Origin of the sequence: Anabaena sp. CCY 0017 (assembly GCF_963920885.1) — a bacterium.
In the GTDB taxonomy this organism is placed as follows: domain Bacteria; phylum Cyanobacteriota; class Cyanobacteriia; order Cyanobacteriales; family Nostocaceae; genus Nodularia.
In genome coordinates this window covers 1-1189 of record NZ_CAWUDG010000073.1, presented here as the reverse complement: position 1 = coordinate 1189, position 1189 = coordinate 1, and the positions used below count along the sequence as shown (strand labels likewise).

Sequence of the window (1189 nt, the reverse complement as noted above, 5' to 3'; positions counted from 1 at the left end):
CAAAATCGCCTTGTTTGCAGTTTGAAGCGTTTATGTTTGCAGTTCGCTACAGCTACTGTTGCTAATAACCAGGATGAACGCGAAGCCAGAGAACGGGTCATGGCTCAGTATCCAGACACCCCCAAAGGCAAACTATTAGGACTCAGAACATTTACTGATGCTTACATTCCGGCGTTGAAAGAAAACAAAGGCTTTCACCATATTGGTCAAGGGAGACATCAAGCTACGCAGCAAGGCGATTTACCTCCAACTACAGCAGGTGATCATGATTGGCAAAGCCGCAACGAAGGCGATAGCGCGGAGCGCTGTGCCAATCGCCTTACCCCAGCCCTGAGTGCAAAGCACACGTTTCGCGATTCGCCAAAATACTAACGATAACCAACCTTTTCAAGAGTGCTTAATTTTCAAATAACTTACGCAAAATGTCTCACTTCCACAAGCTACCTGTCTGTAGCGAGATGGTACGCGGTCAGCGCAACTATGCCCATCAGGGCTTTAAGGCAAACTCAGAGCAAAGAGCAGTGACCCTTTAAACTCTCATTTCTCAGTGTCCTCTGCGGTTGTTAATTCCGTAACTCGTGCGTCAGACCGATAAATTACTGAATTTAGGAGATTAAATCATGAAATTTCAATTGCATACTATCAGATTAGTAACATTGATTTTAGTCTGGGAACTTGGCTTTGTAGCCAGTCCAGTCATGGCTCGCACTCAAGACAATGGTCGAGATCCACTAGCGGCGGCTGTACAAAACCAAACTACTGGTAATAGTATTTTTACTTCAAATACAGCTGCTCAAATCAATGATTTTGTCGGAGATGTCAAAAATTTTGTGCAGAATGACCTCTTTAATCCCCTGGGTAATCTGCTCAATTCTGCGTTGGGTGCCGTTCAAATTCCCGATTTAAACCAGATATTGGCAGGAATCATGAACGGTGCTGTCAACAATGATCCTGGTGCTGTGCTGTCAGAAACTTTAGAGAACAAAACCAATGGTCAAAGCTCTTATGGTATCCGTGAAGACCTTGGTAAATTCGCTACTAGAACAGTTGCTACTGGTGTTGCGAATCAGGCTACCTTGAGCCAAACCGCCCAAAATCAAATGGCTGAAATTAAACAGGCGACTCGGCAAGATACTGATACCGTTGGCGAAATATTACTTAACATTTGATAGAGGGGAACTTCGGTGTA

2 protein-coding genes are annotated in these 1189 nt (G+C 44.3%); both read left to right on the top strand.

Annotated features, from left to right (window positions below):
• Positions 1-372, top strand: a 372-nt coding sequence (locus ACM0OW_RS25730) for a hypothetical protein (protein WP_414553555.1), incomplete at its 5' end; no start/stop codon positions are given.
• Positions 373-620: 248 nt separating this feature from the next.
• The gene (locus tag ACM0OW_RS25725; RefSeq protein WP_414553553.1) at positions 621-1169 is read left to right on the top strand and encodes a hypothetical protein; all 549 of its coding nucleotides are present in this window, start codon (positions 621-623) and stop codon (positions 1167-1169) included.
• The last annotated feature ends 20 nt before the right edge of the window (positions 1170-1189 follow it).

Coding starts and splice junctions, on each gene's coding strand:
- ACM0OW_RS25725 (WP_414553553.1), top strand. CDS start 621: ATGAAATTTCAATTGCATACTATCAGATTAGTAACATTGATTTTAGTC.